Below are 17,810 nucleotides of genomic sequence, written 5' to 3' on the forward strand. Positions count from 1 at the left end.
ACAGCCGATGACAGTCACCCTGGCCGATGTGGCGGCCCGCGCCCGGGTGTCGCCCGCCACTGTTTCCCGCGTACTGAACGGCAACTACCCGGTGGCCGCATCCACCAGGGAGCGCGTACTGCGGGCCGTGGACGAGCTGGACTACGTGCTGAACGGACCGGCCAGTTCGCTCGCCGCCGCCACGTCCGATCTGGTCGGGATCCTGGTCAACGACATCGCCGACCCGTTCTTCGGGATCATGGCCGGGGCCGCGCAGACCGAGATCGGCGGCCAGGAGGGTACGGGCCGGGCGGGTGGCGAGAAGCTCGCCGTCGTCTGCAACACGGGCGGCTCCCCCGAGCGGGAACTGACCTATCTCACCCTCCTCCAGCGCCAGCGGGCCGCCGCCGTGATCCTCACCGGTGGCGCCCTCGAAGACCCCACCCACATCGCGGCGATGTCGGCCAAACTGACCAAACTCGCCGACGCGGGGACGCATGTGGTGCTGTGCGGGCGGCCTCCGCTGCCGGGCAGCAGCGCGGTCGTGGCGTCGCTGGCCTTCGACAACCGGGGTGGCGGGCGGCGGCTCACCGAGCATCTGCTGGCACTGGGACACCGCAGGATCGGATACGTCGCCGGACCGGCCGAGCGCACCACGACCCGGCACCGGCTGGAGGGCCACCGGGCGGCTCTGACCGCTGCGGGACTGACGGACGACCAGGGTCCGCTGACGGTGCACGGCCCCTACGACCGGCGCTCGGGGTACGAGGCGACGCTGGAGTTGCTGCGGCGCTCGCCGGACCTGACGGCGGTGGTGGCCGCGAACGACACGGTGGCGCTCGGCGCGTGCGCGGCGGTGCGCGACCAGGGCCTGCGCATTCCGCAGGACATCTCGGTGGCGGGCTTCGACGACCTGCCGTTCTCGGTCGACGCGGTGCCGGCACTGACGACGGTGCGGCTGCCCCTGTACGAGGCGGGGGCGCGGGCCGGCCGGCTGGCCATGGGGACCGAGGCTCCGCCGCCCGGCGGGATCACAACGATCGCCGCGGAGTTGATGGCGCGGGCTTCGACGGCGCCGCCGCGGGGCTGAGGGACCGAGGCGCCGCAGGGCTGAGGTGCCGAGGGGAGATCACGGGCGGGGGCGCGCGCGGGCGGGGGTGCGCGCGCGTTCGCGGGCGCGGATCTGGGGGCGCGGATTATCGGGGCGCGGATTTCGGGGCCGGGGGCAGGGCGGGGGGGCGGGTTCACCCGATCGAGTGTCTTGCCGATCTTGGCGACCCCGGCGTACCGTTGACTGAGTCAAGGAAATAGATCGAGTGAGGGGTCGGGGGACCATGACCATTCAGGAGATTCGCGCGTTCAACCGCTTCTACACCAACCTCATCGGCGCGCTGAATTACAGCAAACACCTCTACACGCCGTACACGCTGACCGAGTCACGGCTGCTGTACGAGCTCGCGCACACGCCACGTACGGACGCCGCCGAACTCCGAGCCGAACTGTCCCTGGACGCAGGCTATTTGAGCAGAATGCTCACCAAGTTCGAGCGGGAAGGACTGGTCGAGCGCGCCCCCTCGGAGCGCGACGCCCGGCGGCAGCGGATCACGCTGACACAGCAGGGGCGCGGGACCGCCGCGCTGCTCGACGAGCGATCGCGCGAGGCGGTCGGCACGCTGCTGGAACGGGTCGAGCCCGACAAACGCCCGCGTCTCGTGGAGGCGTTGCGGACGGCCAGGGAAATACTGAGCGCCGACGACCCGGCCGCCGCCGGCCCCCGGGCGTCCGCCCGTCGCGACGGGCCCGTGCTGCGCGAGCCGGTCCCCGGCGATTTGGGCTGGATGGTGCAGCGGCACGGCGCGGTGTACGCGGCGGAGTACGGCTGGAATGCCACCTTCGAGGGCCTGGTCGCCAGGATCGTCGCCGACTTCGCGGCGGATCACGACGAGCGGCTGGAGCGGGTCTGGATAGCCGAGCTGGACGGCCGGCCGGTGGGTTCGGTGATGTGCGTACGGGACGAGGCGCGCGACACCGCGCGGCTGCGGCTTCTCCTGGTCGAACCGGAGGCACGCGGGCACGGCCTGGGTGAGCGAATGGTCGGAGCGGTTGTGGATTTCGCCCGCGATGCGGGGTATCGGGAGGTGGTGCTGTGGACCAACGACGTCCTGACCGCTGCCCGGAAGCTGTACGTGCGGGCGGGGTTCACCCTCGTCGCCGAGAAACCGCACCGTTCCTACGGAGCGGACCTGGTCGGCCAGGACTGGCGGCTCCCGCTTGTCGACGAGCCCGTCGTGGGCTCTCTCTCGTGAAAGGAAACGCGAAGTGAAATTCGCCTTCTCGACCCTCGGTGTCCCCGGCCTCCCCATCGCCGAGGTCGTCGCCCTCGCCAGTCGGACCGGCTACCAGGGTGTGGAGTTGCGCGCTCACCCGGAGGAGCCCGTACACCCCGGCATCGACGCGCGGGAAAGGGCCGCGGTGGTGGACGAGTTCAAGCGCCGCGGGGTCGAGATCCTGACCGTCGCGGGCTATGTGCGGGTGGCCGCCGAAGGCGGTGACGAGGAGCAGTTGAGCCAGGAGCTCGACGAACTGATCCTGCTGGCGCGCGACCTGGGCGCCTCGTACGTACGCGTCTTCCCGGGCGGCGGCGACCAGGACCCCGAGGCCGCCGACGCGACGGCCGCCCGCCGGCTGGGCGCGGCGGCGCCGCTCGCCGCGGAGTCGGGGGTGCGGGTCCTGCTGGAGACGCACGACTCCCACCGCACGGGGGCGGACGCCATTCGCATCCTCGGTCTTGTCGGCCACAAGCAGGTGGGCGCGCTCTGGGACGTGATGCACACCTGGCTCGGTGGTGAACGCCCGGTCACCAGCCATGCGTCGCTGTCGCCGCACCTGGGCTATGTGCAGGTGAAGGACATCGCGTCGGCGGAGGACACCACGCCGTTGGCGCTCGGCGCGGGGGCGCTGCCGCTGGGCGAGTGTGTCGGCCTGTTCGCCGGGGACGGGGACGACGGTTGGCTCTGCTGGGAGTACGAGAAGCGCTGGTACGCGGACGCGGCGGACCTTCCCGACCTGCTGATCCCGGGGCGGGAGTATCTGGAGGCGCTGCTGGCCCGGGGGCACTGACGGGGGCCGGGTCGGGAGGTCCGAGGCTCCGGGTCAGGGCTGCTGGGGCTTGCGGGCCAGTATGTGGGCCTGTGGGACTGCCGATGACAACTCGTACCCGTAGGGCTCGCGCAGGAGTTGGGCGGTCACCTGGAAGCCGGCCTGGCTCAGCAACTCGGTGATGCGGTCGGGGGACAGCCTGCGGAAGTCGAGGCAGACGGGGTGGCCGAAGGCCTCGTCGAAGTGCAGAGGCTCGTCGCCGACCTGGAAGGCGACCAACAGATGGCCGCCGGGGGCGAGTACCCGGTGGAACTGCGCGAAGACGAGCGGTAGTTGCTCCGGCACGATGTGAATGATCGAGTACCAGGCGACCGCGCCGGCGAGGCCGCCGTCCGGCAGATCCAGGTCGGTCATCGAACCTTCCTCGAACCGCAGCTCCGGGAAGGTCCGGCGGGCCAGCCCGACCATCGCGGGTGACAGGTCGATGCCGGATATGTCGAGGCCGAGCTTGTGCAGATGGGCTGTCACCCGGCCGGGGCCGCTGCCGATCTCGACGACGGGACCGGCGCCGTCGGCCTGTACGTACTCGGCGAAGGTGCCGAGCATCGCACGCCCCAGCGGGTCGGCCGCCAAGGCGGATCCGAAGCGCTCGTCGTAGTCGACGGCGATGGCGTCGTAGCCGGCCCGGGTGTCGCGGAGATAGGAGGGTTCAGGTTCGGTCATGGGCGAGGAGGTTAGCCGCCCGCCCGGTGGCCCTGGGTGAGGGGGGTGGGTCCGTGCGGCTGCCGCCGCCGCGCCCCAGGGACGTCAGCGCGACACCACCCACCAGCAGAGCCGCCGCGCACCAGCGGAGGGCTGTCACGTGCTCGTCCAGCAGCAGGGCGGCCGAGGACATGCCGAACACGGGGACCAGAAGGGAGAACGGCGCCACCGACGAGGCCGGGTAGCGGCGAAGCAGGAAACCCCAGGCGCCGAAGCCGACGATGGTGGTGATCCACGCGACGTAGAAGACGGTGCCGACACCGGTGAGGTCGAGCGCCCGCAACGCGGCGAGGTCCGTGTCCGGGCCCTCGATCAGCAAGGAGAGTGCGAGCAGGGGCAGCACGGGGACGACGGACACCCAGACCATGAAGTTCAACGCGTCCGGCGGTGAGGCCTTTCGGGTCAGGACGTTGGAGGCGCCCCAGCAGGCCGCGGCGGCGATGACGAGGGCGAAGGCCGCCAGGGGACCCGAAGCCCCTTCGTCCACCGCGGCGACGGCAATGCCGGCCAGGGCGATAGTCATACCCGCCAGCCGCGCACCACCGGGCCGTTCGCCCAGCACGATCGCGGCGAAGACCGCCGTGAACACCGCCTGGATCTGGAGCACGAGAGAGGAGAGTCCGGCGGACATGCCCTGATCCATCCCGACGAACAGCAGACCGAACTTGGCCACACCGAGCACCAATCCCACGGCGACCACCCACTTCCAGGCGACCTTGGGACGCCCCACGAAGAAGACCGCGGGCACGGCCGCCGCGAGGAAACGAAGAGCGGAGAAGAGCAGTGGCGGGAAATGTTCGAGACCCACCTCGATGACAACGAAGTTCACTCCCCAGATGGCGGCGACCAGAACGGCGAGGGCCTTGTGTGCGGTACGCATACGGCGAGGATCACCCGCCATGACCGTGTAGCACCAGCACGGATCTCTTCATGGTTGGATTGAGCATTGCTTACCAATGCATGCCGTCCGCGCGGCGACGCCAAGGAGTGAACATGCTTGATCTGGGCCGGTTGCGTGCCCTCCACGCCGTCTCCGTCCACGGATCGGTCGCCGCGGCGGCCGCCGCGCTCGGGTACACCCCGTCGGCGGTGTCGCAGCAGATCACCAAGTTGGAGCGGGAGACTCGTACAACCCTGCTGGAGCGGCGCGGGCGGGGCGTCGCCCTCACCGAGGAGGCGCGACATCTGGCCACCACCGCGGAGGAGTTGCTCGCAATAGTGGAGCGCGCCGAGACCACACTGGAGGAGCGCCGGGGGCAGCCGACCGGCCGGCTCACCGTCGGGGCCTTCGCGTCGGCCGCACGCGGTCTGCTCCCAGGTGTCCTGGCCGAACTGGCCCTGCGCCACCCGGGACTGGACGTACGGCTCCAAGAGGTCGACCCACATCTGTCCATCGACCTGGTGGCGCGCGGCATGATCGATCTGGCTGTCGCGCACGACTGGGACATCGCACCGCTGCCCGCGCCCGACGGGGTCGAGCAGGCGGTCATCGGGGACGACCAGTGCGACGTTCTCGTACCGGAGGGACATCCGCTGGCCGCGCGAACCACCGTGCGGCGAGAGGACCTGGCGCACGAGCGGTGGATCACCCAGCCGCCCGGGACGGTGTGCCACGACTGGCTGACGCGTACGCTGCGCGCGGCCGGCTGCGAGCCGGACATCGCCCATCAGGCGGAGGAGAACCACACTCAACTCGCGCTCGTGGCAGCCGGCCTGGGCATCGCGATGATCCCCCGGCTGGGACGTGGCCCACTGCCGGTCGGGGTGCGTGCCGTCGCGCTGGAACCGGTGCCGATGCGGCGGCTGTACGCGCTGTGGCGCACGGGCGCGGCCCGGCGCCCGGCCGTCACGACGGCGGTGGAGACGCTGCTACGACACTGGCCCGCTGCGGAACGGGCATGAGGCGGGGGAGGGGGCGGGGCCCCACCCCCACGGGCTCCCCCAAGTCGCCCCCCCGGCTCCCCGCGTGTTCTCCCCAACTGCAGGCCCGGCTTTCTCTGGGCTTACCGCACCTTCTTGATGAAAACGGCGGAATCTTCGCTTCCCGGGAACTTCGCGAGTCGCCCACCCGTCCTAATTCACGTGCTCCCGTCGACTTTCCGCAGCGCGGTGTCGGCCCTCGTGCTCACTGGCTACGATCGCTGACTCCCCTCTCCAGGCCGTCTGCGGCCGGGCAGCACACCGCCACCGGTGCGCCCCCCTTGTTTGCGCCGGTGGCGGTCCCGTGCTCACGGGCCTGCGGGTTGCGGGCTACTGACGCAGCGTCGGCATCCGCTCCAGGTCCTGCTTGTCGAGCTTCGCGTCGAACGTGGCCAGCGGCTTCGCCTTCCCGGCGTCCTGCTGCACGGCCGCCGGTGCGACGTCCGCCCAGGCGAGGATCCTGGCCGTGGCCTTCGCCTGCTCGTCGGCCACCAGACCGGCGACGTTGGCGCCGTGGTTGGCGCCCGGCGCGGTGAACACATAGGTGTCCTTCGTGCCGCGGCCGGGACGGAAGCGCTCGGCGCCCCACGGGTCGTTCTCGCCGTAGACGAACATCATCCGGTTCGCGTTGTGGCGGACCCAGTTGTCAACGGACGGCATCTCCCACGGCCTGAACTTCATGGGGATGTCGCGCGGGACGAAGTTCCGCGGCGGCTGGTAGCCGTAGCGGCTCAGGTTGCCCAGGTGGGGCAACTTGACGGTGGGCGCGCCCAGTTCGGTGCCCGCCTGGTAGTAGTACGGCGTGTACCCGGCGAGGCCCTGGTCGGTGTAGAAGGAGAAGCCGGAGATCGCGTCGATGATGTTGTAGATCTCCTCGTCCGACGCGGTGGCCGGCGGGATGTCCGCGCAGTCGGCTTCCAGGCTGTACTGCCAGAAGGCCCAGACGAAGTCGAGCACCACGGCTTCGTACGCCTTGTCGAGCGTGCCGACGGTGGTGAACGTCGCGCCTTCCGCCTCGGCCCACGTCTCGTACATCTTCTCCAGCGGCTCACGCCTGACCAGGGCCTCGCGCTGCACGGCGTTGAGCTTGGCGCGGCACTCCTCGGTGCCGACCTGCTCGAAGAAGCGGTCGTAGGCGGAATCCTCCTTGTTCACCACGTCGTTGGGTGCGACGTAGGCGACGACACCGTCCATGTCCCGCGGGTGGAAGCGCTCGTAGTACGTGGCGGTCATACCGCCCTTCGAGCCTCCGGTGGCGAGCCACTTCTTCGGGTAGATCTTCTTCAGCGCGCTGAAGATCCGGTGCTGGTCGGCCGCGGCCTGCTCGTAGTCGAGCTTCGACCAGTCGGCCGGGTCGGGCCGGGACGGCGTGAAGAAGCGGTACTCGAGCGAGACCTGGTTGCCGTCGATGATCCGTGTCGGCTCACTGCGGCTCGGGTTGGTGGACACGCCGTACCCGCTCGTGAAGAACACGGTGGGGCGGCTGGTGTCCTTGTGCAGCAGCGTGAGGCGCTGCTTGAAAGTGCCCTTCGACGGTCGTTTGTGGTCGACCGGCTGGGTGTAGTTGAGGACGAAGTATCGGTAACCGGGGTACGGCTTCTCCTCGATCAGGCTCATCCCCGGGATGGCGAGGATCTGGTCCTTGATGTCGGGGGCCGCGGATCCCGCGTTCCCGTCGGCGGCGGTTGCCGCACCGGCCGCGCCCAGCGTGCCGACGAGCAGCACGAGCGACAGCAGCCATCTCAGCGCCTTGCGCATTCACACTCCCTGTGTTCATGACAGACGCCCGCGAACCTAGCCGGGGAGGCACCCGTGCCGCCAGCCCCCACGAGGTGGTCGCACCCGGATGGCGCCTCCCGCCTGCCGCGTACCCGGCCCTGCCGAGCGGACACGAAGGGCCTCTGACCGAGCCGCGGAGAGAGCGCGAAGCGGGCGCGGAGAGACCATGAAGCGGGCGCGAAGAGAGCCTGGAGAGGGCGTGGAGGAAGGCGCGGCGGAGAAAGCGGAACCGGACGTCGGTCCTTCGGAGCGCAATTCCGGGCCCTCCCGGAGTGGACTCGCCCGCCTCCACCGACGCTTAACACCGCGTACACAACAAGGGCATGGCCTTTCCTCCGCGTAACCGGCGCGGCGCCTTGCCATGACCGGAATACCGCCTTCCCGCCCGCGCCTCGGACGCCTTCCGTCCAGCCATTCGGCCGTTTATCAACCCGCCTCGCGACGGCCTGAATTGGTTGCCTCGGGATCGCTTCCCCCCGCGCGGGATCCGGCCTCCGAGCGGCGCGTACGACCCTCGCGGCGGGTGCCGAGGAGCGCGCGACCGCGACCGCCGCGTGTCCGGCGGACACCCTGCCGAGGTACCCAGTCGCGACGTTCCGGACATCGCCGCATCGCGAAGACTCATGAGAACCTCAAATGGATGCTGTGATCTGCGTCACATATTTTGGGCGTGTCGCACCACCCCCGCAGACCCCGCGAGAGGGCGGAAAAGTGAGCTGAGAGACCGTGCGGGCACCCTCCGGCTCGACCGGTGACGAGTCGACAGCACAGGGCGATCACATCCCGCGCTGTTCACCCCACCCGCCGGACCGTTTGAACATACGGAGTGGAGGCGAGATGGAGGGGTGTCATGGCCACGGGTGGCCGACGCCTCACCCAGCTCGAACACGGGGGGAGACAACTCCCGCGGCACGGGCGGACGGATCGGATTACCACTCCGGTCCGATGACTGCAGATGACTGAAACGGGGGCAGGAATTGGCTGACGCATAGACCGGAAATCCGTATTTCCCGGACCACGCTCGATCGAACCTGCGAGAGCAGCTCTTCCGGCGGCAGCACTGTGAACGAGCTTGTTGTTTCAGGCCGTCGAGCACCTCGGAATCCGGCGCCTCACCGCCGGACGACCGTGAGGTTGATACAGGTGAATCCACGAAGTGTCCTCAGAGCCCCCCACCTCGGACTGGAAAACGATCACTTGAGAATCCTTCAACTTGTCTCGCAGGGCTGCACCATGGCGCAGGTCGCACGCCGGATGGGAATGAGCGACCGCACACTGCGCCGCAAACTGCGGACCATATGCGAACGCGTCGACGTCGAAACGCCGATCGAGGCGGTTGTGTGGGCCGTACGGCGAAGAATCGTCTGAGCCTCGTCGAGTCGGTCCAACCGTCCGGTCCAATTGGCCGGTCCAATGGCCCGACGCCCGTACAACAAGCACCACGTGGTACCGCATCACGCATCACGCGGTACACGCCGGAGACGAGAATGAAGAATTCTCGGTTCGGGTGAGCAGGTTCCACGAGCGGCGGTGTCGCGTGACGGTTAGCGGAGGAATCGTCACCGGCCGCCGTTCGTCGGCCCGCCCCTCGTGACGCTCCACGCGGGGACGGTTTTCCCTGCTGACCCGTGTGTGACCCGTGTGTGACCCGCGTGGCGGCGGCACGACGACGACCCGACGGCGACTCGCGCCCCGGACGCGCTTCCGGCGGCCCCGACGGGTCCCAGGGGCGGCCGCGCACCGCCCGTGCGGGACGGCGCGGCAGTCCTGCACGTTACCCACCGCGCCCCGTCCCAGCCGGGGGTGGCCGATGGCGGTCAATTCGTTGTCCGCCGACGGCGTCCCGCGATAGAAAACGGCTGTGGCAGGCGAAAAGATTCAATACCCGCAGGGCCGGTCTTCCGCGTCGGCTGTCGACAGTCCCGTGGACGCATCGGTCGAACAGCTCCTCGTCCAGCTCCACTTGGGTTCACTCAACGCCTCGGAGGTCTTCTCCTATCCAGGCCGCAACGACAACTGGTCCGGTGTGACCGACACCGGCAATGCCGTATTCGTGAAGCGCCTCAAAGGGAATCCCAAGGAATCCCTGAAGCGCTACCAGCGGCTGATGTCATTCGAGCGCCTGATGAATCGCGGCCGATCCCCGTTCCCTCGCCCCGAATTCCTGGGTGGCGACGAGGAACAACGCCTGCTGGTCTTCGGCATGCTCGACGACATCCGGTCGGGCAGCGAGCTCGCCGCCGAGGAGGAGTTCACCGAGGCGACGTCCACCGAGGCCGGCCGGACAGTGGCCGCTCTGCACCAACTGCCCTTCCTGCCCGAGGACTTCCCCGAGCCGGATCCGCACCCGTACCCGCCCGTCGAGGACCTGCGGTCGCTGCCGCTGGAGCACTACGTCAACGCCACGGGCGCGTTCATCCAGGGCTGGGGGCTGTTGCAGCGTGACGCCGCGCTGCTCGACGGGCTCGAACGGCTCCGGGCGACCGAGGCCGACGCGGCGCGCGTGCCGATCCACGGTGATCTGAGGCTGGATCAGTTCCTGGCCACCGACAGCGCGTTGTACGTGAACGACTGGGAAGAGTTCCGGCTCGGCGATCCCGCGCGTGACGTCGGGGCGTACGTCGGCGAGTGGCTGCACCGCGCGGTGCTGCGGATCCCCTCGCAGGAGGCGGAGGACGCCTTCTCGGCGACGCTCACCCACGAGGAGGTCGTGGCGCGCGGCAGCGAGGAGCTGAACCGCGTACTGCCGCTGATCGCCGCGTTCCACCGCGGCTACCGCGAGGGCGGCGGCCCCGACGACGACGGACTCGTCGTGCGGGCCACTTCGTACGCCGGCTGGCATCTGATCGACCGGCTGATCGCCTCGACCAAGGAGAACGGCCGACTGTCGGCCATCGTCCGGGCGGCGGCGGGGATCGGCCGGACAGCGCTACTTGACCCGCGGAGCTTCGTCTCCACGGTGGGACTCGGGGAGGCCGCATGAGCACGGTCACAGGCACGGAGACAGCCGCAGGGACGGACACCACCGTCGGAGCGGGACCGACCGGACCGACTGGAGCGGCCACACCGGCCACACCCACCCCGCCGCTCCTCTCCGCCGGTCTGCGCGACGCGCTCGACGCCGTCCGTATCGCGGCGGACGGCCGGACCGCCTGGGTCGGCGACGACGAGATCACGGCCGAGTCCCCGCCGGCGATGCGCTTCACGCTCGCCCGCACCCTGTACGAAGTGCTGCACACCGGACGCGGAATACGTGACCGCAAGGCCCCCAAGACACTGCGCGCACCGGAGTACGAGACCCGGATCGCCGAGGCGACCCCCCACCCGGCGACCGTCGCGCCCGCCATCCTCACCGAACGGCGGACGGCCGCCGGGCGGCGCGTGGTGGAGATCGACGGTCTGCGCCTGGGCGTGCCCGACTCGGTGTCCCTGCGGGAGACCGGCCGTACGGTCGGCGATCCGGCGCGCCCCGTGGTCCTGATGACCCTCCCCTCCGCCCGCCCGCTGATCTCGCCCGGCTTCTTCCTGGTGGACAGCGGCAAGGGCCGAACCGGCGGCGGCGATCTGCTGCGGATGTACCTGCGGGTGGCCGACGCCGAGCAGGGGCCGGTCCTGTGGAACGCCGTGCTGAGCACGCTGGAGAGCCGGTCGGCGATCTACCGGGCGAAGATCATCTCGAATCCGGCCAGCCTGCCGCGGAACGACGGCATGGTGGTCTATCTGAGTTCCGAATCCTGGGGCGTGGTCGACGCGTTGACCGAGAGCGCGCTGGCCACCGGGCTGCCGGACGGCCCGTCCCCCGCGTTCGCGCATGTCGTGGCCCCGGGTGTGACGGCCGCGTGGGAGCCGAAGGACGACCGGGCCGGGATGCGCGGGCTCAGTTTCGGTGAGCACCGCGCGCATGTGGTCGCCCGCGCGTTCGTGGCCGCCGCCGAGCAGGGGCGCGAGCGCCCGACCGTCGCCGAACTGTCGGCGGCCTGCGCCGCGGCGAACGTCGACCCCGCCGACCCCGCCCGAAACCTCGACTCGGCGGCCTGGCCCTGGACACGCGGAACCACCGCCGACACAGCCACCACCGACCCGACCACCGATCCCGCCACCAACCCCACGCCCACCGACCCCACGACCACCGACGCCGGGGCCGGGGCCGGGGCCGCCGCCGCGCCCTGAACCGTCGGCCGTGCGACCGAAAGTGACCGGATGTAACCGCAAGCTGGAGGAGAACCACCACCATGGCCAAGGCAGAACCACGTCCGGCCGGCACCGACGAACTGCGCGTCTTCGCCCAGCTCCTGGAGGGCCGGAAGACCGCCGTCGCCGGTGCGGTGGTGATGAGCATGCTCTCCGCCGTCGCCACGCTCATGCTCCCCCTCCAGGTGCGTGACCTGGTGGTGGCCCTGGGCCAGGACGAACAGCCGATCCGCCCGATGCTCCTGATGGCCGGTCTCGCGCTCGGTGCCGGTCTCGCGTCGGCGATCGGTTCCTTCCTGCTCGCCCGCGCCGGTGAGGCCCTGGTCTCCGAGGCCCGGTTCCGGATCGCCGCGCACATCCTGACCCTGCCGCTGCGCCGCGTACGGCGCGAGGGAGCCGGCAATCTGGTCGCCCGCGCCAGCTCCGACAGCTCGCAGCTGCGCTCCGTGGTGGACGTCGGCGTGGCACAGATCCCGTCGTCCCTGTTCCTGGCCATAGGCACGCTGATCGCCATGGGACTGCTGGACTGGGTCCTGCTCCTGGTCGTCCTGGCCACCTTCACCATCGCCGGTCTCGGCATCTGGGCGTGCGTACGGGCGATTCGCAGCGGAGTCGAGAGGCAGCAGAACGCCATCGGCACGATGTCCCAGCAGATGACGGCGGCCGTGCTGTCGCTGCCGACGGTCAAGGCGTTCCTGGCGGAGCGTCAGGTCGCGTCCTCGCTCGGGGACAGCGTGGACGACGCGCGCAAGGCCGCCGTGTCCGTCGCGCGTGTGAGCGCGCTGGTCGGTCCCACGATGCAGTTCGGGCAGCAGCTCTCGATCGTCGCGGTGATGGTCGTCAGCGGGGCGCGGCTGGCCTCCGGGGATCTGAACATCGGCGAGTTCGCCGCCTTCATCGTGTATCTGCTGCAACTGGTCTCGCCGCTCACCCTGTTGGTGTCGGGCTTCGCCCGGATGCAGGCCGGTCTGGCCGCGCGCGGCCGGCTGAACAGCGTGCTCATGATCCCGTCGGAGGACCCGGGCGCCGCCACACCGGTAGAGCCCTCCCCCACCGCGCCGGCCGTGGAGTTCGACCAGGTGTCGTACGTGGACGGTGGGCGCACCATCATCCACGAGGCGTCCTTCGCGGCGCCCGCGCGCGGGCTGACGGCCGTCGTCGGTCCCTCTGGCGCCGGCAAGACGACGCTGCTGGGCCTCACGGAGCGCTTCCTGCTGCCCGACTCGGGCCGGATCTCGCTGTGCGGATTCCCGGTCGAGGAGTGGCCGTTGCACCAGTTGCGCGGCGAGATCAGCTATGTCGACCAGAGCTTCACCCTCGTCGAGGGCACGGTGCGGCAGAACCTCCAGCTCGGCCGGGATTCCGACGTACCGGAGGCGGAGCTGTGGCAGGCGCTGGAGACCCTCGGGCTGCGCGGCGCCGTGGAGGCGCTGCCGGACGGGCTGGACACCGAACTGGGCCGCGCGGAGGACCTGTCGGGCGGTCAGCGGCAGCGGCTGGCGGCAGCCCGCGTACTGCTCCGGGACACCCGCGTCGTCCTCTTCGACGAGCCGACGTCCCAGCTCGACAGCGAGAACGAGGAGCGGCTCCGGGCGTTGATGCGTGAACTCGCCGCCGAGCGCGCGGTGATCGCGGTCGCGCACCGGATCTCGACCGTGCAGGACGCCGATCTGATCGTGGTCGTGGACGAGGGCCACATCGTCGACCGGGGTACGCACGAGGAGTTGCTGACGCGTTCCGCGCTCTACCAGGAGCTGGTGCACGGCCAGACGCTGCGCGGCGGCGAGGGGCGGGGCGCGAACGCCGTCGCTCCGGCCACCACGGCCACCACGGCCACCCCGGCCACCACGGCCCCCATGGACCCGGCGCTCGCGCCGGAGCCCGCCCCCGCTTCCGAACCCGCGCCCGTGGCGGGTTCGGAAGCGGGAGCGGCGGCCCGGTGACCGCCGGGGCCGGGGTGCCCGAACCGGTGGGCGCCCGGCGGCTGTTGGTCATCGGTACGGGGTCGGTGACCGCCGCCCATCTGCCGTTCTGGGCGAGCTGGCTGAAGATGGGGCAGCCCGGGGTGGAGGTGCGTTACGTCCTTACGGGGGCGGCCACCCGGTTCGTCACCCGCGAGGCGCTGGTCGCCATCGGCGGCTGTGAGGTACTGGCGGACCGCTGGCCGGAGGAGCCCGAGGCGCGCGCCCGCCACGTGGATCTCGCGCAGTGGCCGGACGCGGTGGTGGTCCTGCCCGCGACGCTCAACTATTTGGCCCGGCTGGCACTTGGGCTCGGCGACTCGCCGTCGATGCTCGCGCTGCAGTGCACGGAGGCCGCGATCGCGCTGGCGCCCGCGCTGCCGCCCGGTGGCGCGCAGAGCGCGGCGTACGCGGAACACTCCGCGAAGCTCGCCGACCGCAGCAATGTGATCGTCGTCCCGCCGCATCCCGGCCGCAGTACGACCAGTGGCCGGCGTGAGGCGTGGGCGCCCGCGTCGTTCCCCGAAGTGCTGGCCGCCGCAGACCAGTTGCGCGCGGAGTTGGCCGTAGCGCGGGAGAAGCAGCAGGAGAAGCAGAGGGAGAGAGCATGACCACCGAAGCACCCCGGCAGACCGAGAACCGTACGAACGGCACCGCCGGCCCCAAGTCCAACGGCAACGCCAGCGCCAATGGCAGCGGCAGCAGCGCGTACGGCGAGGCGCTGGCCGACGTCTACGACTCGCTCTACCCCACCTCCGGCCCGGCCATCGACTCCATGATCACCTTCCTGGAGGAGCTGCGCCCCGCACCCGCCTCACTCCTCGAACTGGGCGTCGGTACGGGCCGGTTGGCCATCCCGCTGGCCAAGCACGGCTATCGGGTGCACGGCGTGGACGCCTCCCCCGCGATGCTCGCGAAGCTCCACGAGAACGACCCCACGGGCGGTATCACCAGTTCGGTCGCCGACTTCAGCGCGCTGGTGGTGGAGGAGCGGTACGACGTGGTCCTCACCGCGCTCAACACGTTCTTCATGCTGCCCACGCAGGAGCTGCAGATCAGCTGTCTGCGGGGGATCCACGACGCGCTCGCCGACGGCGGGGTCGCGGTCTTCGAGACGTACAACCCGCAGAACTACCACCGCCTCTCCGAGGCGACGACGCAGATCGGTCATCTGGCCGCGGACGCGCTGCTGTTGGACACGATCCAGGTGAACCGGCAGCTCCAGTCCGCGCTCGTCGTCCACACGATCCTGGGCCCCGGCGGGCTGCGGAAGGTGCCGGAGGTCAGCCGGTACGCGTGGCCCGCGGAGTTCGACGTGATGGCCAGGCTCGCGGGGCTGCGCGTCACGGGCCGCTGGGCCGGCTGGGACCGGAGCGCGCTGTCGGAGCTGACGGAGAAGCACATCGTTGTGGTGGAGCGTCAGGACGCCTGACAGCCTTGACGAAGTGATGTGTTAACGCAATACTTCGATGAGTTAACACATCAAGATCGTCATCACCATCGTCATCACCGTCGGAAGGTACGGCACATGGCTGCGGCAGCGCTGGAGGTCGACCGCGTACGGAAGAGCTACGGCAAGCGCCGAGCCGTCGACGACATGACCTTCGACATCCGCGCCGGTGAGCTTTTCGGCTTCGTGGGAAGCAACGGGGCGGGCAAGACCACCACGATGCGGATCATCCTCGGCGTCCTCACCCCCGACGCCGGAGAGGTCCGCTGGCTGGGCCGCCCCGTCGACTTCGCGGCCCGCAGGCAGTTCGGCTACATGCCCGAGGAGCGCGGTCTGTATCCGCGGATGAAGGTCGCCGAACACCTGCGGTATCTGGGCGAGTTGCACGGCATGTCGCGCGCCGCCGCACGTGCCGCGGCCGACCGGTGGATCGAGCGGCTGGAGGTCTCGTCGTACGCCTCCGAGGAGGTCCAGAACCTCAGTCTCGGCAACCAGCAGCGCGTTCAGCTCGCGGCGGCCCTGGTGCATGACCCGAAGGCGCTGGTGCTGGACGAGCCGTTCTCCGGCCTCGACCCGGTGGCGGTGGACGTGATGCGCGACGTGCTCGCGGAGAGGGCCGCCGAAGGCGTGCCCGTCATCTTCTCCAGCCACCAACTGGCCCTCGTCGAGCGGGTCTGTCACCGCGTCGGCATCGTCGGCGGCGGACGGCTCATCGCCTGCGGCACGGTGCGGGAGCTGAGCGAGAACGCCGAGCGCCGGCTGCTGGTCGACGCGCCCGAGGCGGGCGAGCACTGGGCGGCGGGGCTGGCGGGCGTGGAGGTCGTGAGCCGCGAGGGCACCCGGACCCGGCTCCGGCTGGCGAAGGGTGCGGACGACCAGAAGGTGCTGCACGCGGCGCTCGCGACGGGGCCGGTGTCCACCTTCGTATCCGAACAGCCGCCGCTGACCGAGCTGTACCGCGATCTGGTGACCAGAGACGACGCCGAGAGCGCGGCGAAGGGAACGAGCACGAAGGCCACGAGCGCGAAGGGCGCGAGCACGGCGGGCGCGAGCACGAAGGCCACGAGCACGGCGGGCACCGAGACCAAGGGCGGCGGGCGATGAGTACAGCGGCGCGGGCAGGCTCCGGCATCGGCAACGGCACAGACACCGGCACGGACGCGCACGTACCGGACGGCGGCGCGCCCGCCCCCGGTGGCGGCGGTGGCGGCCCCTCCCCCGATCCGGGCGCGCTGTCGGCGCGCCGGGCGGTCGGCCTGGTCGCCAAGCGCGAGATCAACAGCAGGATGCGGACGAAGTCCTTCGTACTGAGCACGCTGGGGCTGGTGCTCGGCCTCGGCGTCTACACCCTGATCATCCTCTTCTCCAAGGAGGGGCCGACCAAGGTCGGTCTCGACCGGGACGCGGCGGCGATGCGCCCGATGCTCACCGCCGTCGCCGACCGGGCCACCGATCTCGACTTCGAGTTCGTCACCATCGACGGCGGCAACAGCAACGGTGACCGCGACCGCGCCGAGACGATGCTGCGCGACGGTGACGTCGCCGCCGTGATCAGCGGCGACACGGCCGCCGACGTCACGGTGACCGTGGAGCGCGAGACGAACGACGACCTGCTCGCCGTCGTGAACGCCGCGGTGGCCGAGGAGCGCACCACGCGGGAGCTGGAGCGCGAGGGCGTGGACCCGGTGGACTTCGCGGAACGCGTGGGGTCGTCGGCCGCGCAGACCAGAACGCTGGAGCCTTCGGGGCACAGCGCGGCGGAGCAGTTCGCGCTGATTCTCTCCTCCACCGGACTGCTGTACTTCTTCTTCATCATCTACGGGATCATGCTGGCGCAGGGCGTCGTGGAGGAGAAGACCAGCCGCGTGGTGGAGCTGCTGCTCTCCAGCATCCGGCCCTGGCAGCTCCTCGCGGGCAAGCTGATCGGTGTGGCCGTGGTCGGCGTGACCCAACTCGTCCTGCTCGGCGGGGCCGCGGTCGTGCTCGCCGAGGGCACCGGAGCCATCTCACTGCCGACGGCGGTGGCCGGGACGCTGGTGACGATGGGTGTCTGGTTCCTGCTCGGCTTCTTCCTCTTCGCCGCGATGCTGGCCGCCGCGGCGGCGCGCGTCTCGCGGCAGGAGGACCTGCAGTCGGTGGTGCAGCCGGTGATGGTGCTCATCACCACGCCGTTCGTGCTGGGCATATCCCTGCTGAGCAAGAACGCCCACGACCCGGTGATCGAGTGGCTGTCGCTCGTACCGCCGCTCAGCCCGATCCTGATGCCGGCGCGCATGCTGCTGGGTATCGCGCCGGCGTGGCAGGTGGCGGTGTCCCTGGTGCTGGCGGTGGCCGCGCTGGTGGGACTGACCCGTATCGCCGGGCGGATGTACGCCAACAGTGTGCTGCGCAGCGGCTCCAGAGTCCCGCTCGCCGAGTCACTTCGTCTGCGCTAGGCACACCTGGCCGCGCGCCCGACCAAACCCCGACACACCCGACCCCCCACACCCAACCCTCACCTCATCTCATCTCACTCAACGGGAGTACTCATGAGCACCGCAGTCTGGATCGCCATCGGCATCGCCCTCCTCGTCGCCGTCGTCGCCGGGATCAACAAGAGCCGAGGCTGATCTCCACGCAGTTGCCCGCACCACTGACTGAGGGGCCGGCGTTTCCGGGTGGCACCCGGA

At 70.4% G+C, this 17,810-nt stretch carries 14 protein-coding genes; 11 read left to right on the forward strand and 3 right to left on the reverse strand.

The window, feature by feature from the left end:
- The first annotated feature begins 7 nt into the window (after window positions 1-7).
- The 3 genes from ACFT9I_RS15705 to ACFT9I_RS15715 all read left to right on the forward strand — a co-directional run bounded on the left by ACFT9I_RS15705 (window position 8) and on the right by ACFT9I_RS15715 (window position 3,099).
- Window positions 8-1,069 (forward strand): LacI family DNA-binding transcriptional regulator, encoded by a 1,062-nt coding sequence (locus ACFT9I_RS15705; RefSeq protein WP_382564498.1) that lies wholly within the window; start codon window positions 8-10, stop codon window positions 1,067-1,069.
- Between the two features lie 244 nt (window positions 1,070-1,313).
- Window positions 1,314-2,285 (forward strand): GNAT family N-acetyltransferase, encoded by a 972-nt coding sequence (locus tag ACFT9I_RS15710; RefSeq protein ID WP_382564500.1) that lies wholly within the window; start codon window positions 1,314-1,316, stop codon window positions 2,283-2,285.
- Window positions 2,286-2,298: 13 nt separating this feature from the next.
- Window positions 2,299-3,099, forward strand: a complete 801-nt coding sequence (locus ACFT9I_RS15715) for a sugar phosphate isomerase/epimerase family protein (protein ID WP_382564501.1) — start codon at window positions 2,299-2,301, stop codon at window positions 3,097-3,099.
- A gap of 33 nt (window positions 3,100-3,132) precedes the next feature.
- Here ACFT9I_RS15715 and ACFT9I_RS15720 read toward each other — a convergent pair whose 3' ends face one another.
- Both ACFT9I_RS15720 and ACFT9I_RS15725 read right to left on the reverse strand, forming a co-directional pair.
- Window positions 3,133-3,801, reverse strand: coding sequence for a class I SAM-dependent DNA methyltransferase (locus ACFT9I_RS15720; RefSeq protein ID WP_382564502.1), 669 nt, complete (start codon window positions 3,799-3,801; stop codon window positions 3,133-3,135).
- Entirely contained in the window at window positions 3,788-4,720 is a 933-nt protein-coding gene (locus ACFT9I_RS15725) for an EamA family transporter (RefSeq protein WP_382564504.1), read from the reverse strand. The genes ACFT9I_RS15720 and ACFT9I_RS15725 overlap by 14 nt, the downstream gene beginning before the upstream one ends.
- A gap of 113 nt (window positions 4,721-4,833) precedes the next feature.
- On the opposite strand from ACFT9I_RS15725, the gene ACFT9I_RS15730 reads away from it, so the two are divergent.
- Window positions 4,834-5,742, forward strand: coding sequence for a LysR family transcriptional regulator (locus tag ACFT9I_RS15730; RefSeq protein ID WP_382564506.1), 909 nt, complete (start codon window positions 4,834-4,836; stop codon window positions 5,740-5,742).
- Window positions 5,743-6,090: 348 nt separating this feature from the next.
- On the opposite strand, the gene ACFT9I_RS15735 is transcribed toward ACFT9I_RS15730, so the two are convergent.
- Window positions 6,091-7,518, reverse strand: coding sequence for a S28 family serine protease (locus ACFT9I_RS15735; RefSeq protein ID WP_382564508.1), 1,428 nt, complete (start codon window positions 7,516-7,518; stop codon window positions 6,091-6,093).
- A gap of 1,945 nt (window positions 7,519-9,463) precedes the next feature.
- Between ACFT9I_RS15735 and lxmK the strand changes: the two genes are divergently transcribed.
- The 7 genes from lxmK (at window position 9,464) to ACFT9I_RS15770 (ending at window position 17,576) form a co-directional block, all read left to right on the forward strand.
- Complete coding sequence (gene lxmK, locus ACFT9I_RS15740) at window positions 9,464-10,522, forward strand: class V lanthionine synthetase subunit LxmK (RefSeq protein WP_382564510.1); 1,059 nt, start codon at window positions 9,464-9,466, stop codon at window positions 10,520-10,522.
- Entirely contained in the window at window positions 10,519-11,709 is a 1,191-nt protein-coding gene (locus ACFT9I_RS15745) for a T3SS effector HopA1 family protein (protein ID WP_382564512.1), read from the forward strand. The genes lxmK and ACFT9I_RS15745 overlap by 4 nt, the downstream gene beginning before the upstream one ends.
- Before the next feature lie 62 nt (window positions 11,710-11,771).
- Entirely contained in the window at window positions 11,772-13,673 is a 1,902-nt protein-coding gene (locus ACFT9I_RS15750; protein ID WP_382564514.1) for an ABC transporter ATP-binding protein, read from the forward strand.
- Window positions 13,670-14,302, forward strand: a complete 633-nt coding sequence (locus tag ACFT9I_RS15755) for a flavoprotein (RefSeq protein ID WP_382564516.1) — start codon at window positions 13,670-13,672, stop codon at window positions 14,300-14,302. The genes ACFT9I_RS15750 and ACFT9I_RS15755 overlap by 4 nt, the downstream gene beginning before the upstream one ends.
- A complete protein-coding gene (locus ACFT9I_RS15760) occupies window positions 14,299-15,123 on the forward strand; it encodes a class I SAM-dependent methyltransferase (RefSeq protein WP_382564517.1) in 825 nt (274 codons plus the stop codon). The genes ACFT9I_RS15755 and ACFT9I_RS15760 overlap by 4 nt, the downstream gene beginning before the upstream one ends.
- A 96-nt stretch (window positions 15,124-15,219) precedes the next feature.
- The gene (locus ACFT9I_RS15765) at window positions 15,220-16,245 is read left to right on the forward strand and encodes an ABC transporter ATP-binding protein (protein ID WP_382564519.1); all 1,026 of its coding nucleotides are present in this window, start codon (window positions 15,220-15,222) and stop codon (window positions 16,243-16,245) included.
- Entirely contained in the window at window positions 16,242-17,576 is a 1,335-nt protein-coding gene (locus tag ACFT9I_RS15770; protein WP_382564521.1) for an ABC transporter permease, read from the forward strand. The genes ACFT9I_RS15765 and ACFT9I_RS15770 overlap by 4 nt, the downstream gene beginning before the upstream one ends.
- Window positions 17,577-17,810: the final 234 nt, after the last annotated feature.

Source organism: Streptomyces sp. NPDC057137 (genome assembly GCF_042670825.1).
Classification (GTDB): Bacteria; Actinomycetota; Actinomycetes; order Streptomycetales; family Streptomycetaceae; genus Streptomyces.

Coding starts and splice junctions, on each gene's coding strand:
- ACFT9I_RS15735 (WP_382564508.1), bottom strand. CDS start 7,518: ATGCGCAAGGCGCTGAGATGGCTGCTGTCGCTCGTGCTGCTCGTCGGC.
- ACFT9I_RS15765 (WP_382564519.1), top strand. CDS start 15,220: ATGGCTGCGGCAGCGCTGGAGGTCGACCGCGTACGGAAGAGCTACGGC.
- ACFT9I_RS15710 (WP_382564500.1), top strand. CDS start 1,314: ATGACCATTCAGGAGATTCGCGCGTTCAACCGCTTCTACACCAACCTC.
- ACFT9I_RS15720 (WP_382564502.1), bottom strand. CDS start 3,801: ATGACCGAACCTGAACCCTCCTATCTCCGCGACACCCGGGCCGGCTAC.
- ACFT9I_RS15730 (WP_382564506.1), top strand. CDS start 4,834: ATGCTTGATCTGGGCCGGTTGCGTGCCCTCCACGCCGTCTCCGTCCAC.
- ACFT9I_RS15750 (WP_382564514.1), top strand. CDS start 11,772: ATGGCCAAGGCAGAACCACGTCCGGCCGGCACCGACGAACTGCGCGTC.
- ACFT9I_RS15725 (WP_382564504.1), bottom strand. CDS start 4,720: ATGCGTACCGCACACAAGGCCCTCGCCGTTCTGGTCGCCGCCATCTGG.
- ACFT9I_RS15705 (WP_382564498.1), top strand. CDS start 8: ATGACAGTCACCCTGGCCGATGTGGCGGCCCGCGCCCGGGTGTCGCCC.
- ACFT9I_RS15770 (WP_382564521.1), top strand. CDS start 16,242: ATGAGTACAGCGGCGCGGGCAGGCTCCGGCATCGGCAACGGCACAGAC.
- ACFT9I_RS15745 (WP_382564512.1), top strand. CDS start 10,519: ATGAGCACGGTCACAGGCACGGAGACAGCCGCAGGGACGGACACCACC.
- ACFT9I_RS15760 (WP_382564517.1), top strand. CDS start 14,299: ATGACCACCGAAGCACCCCGGCAGACCGAGAACCGTACGAACGGCACC.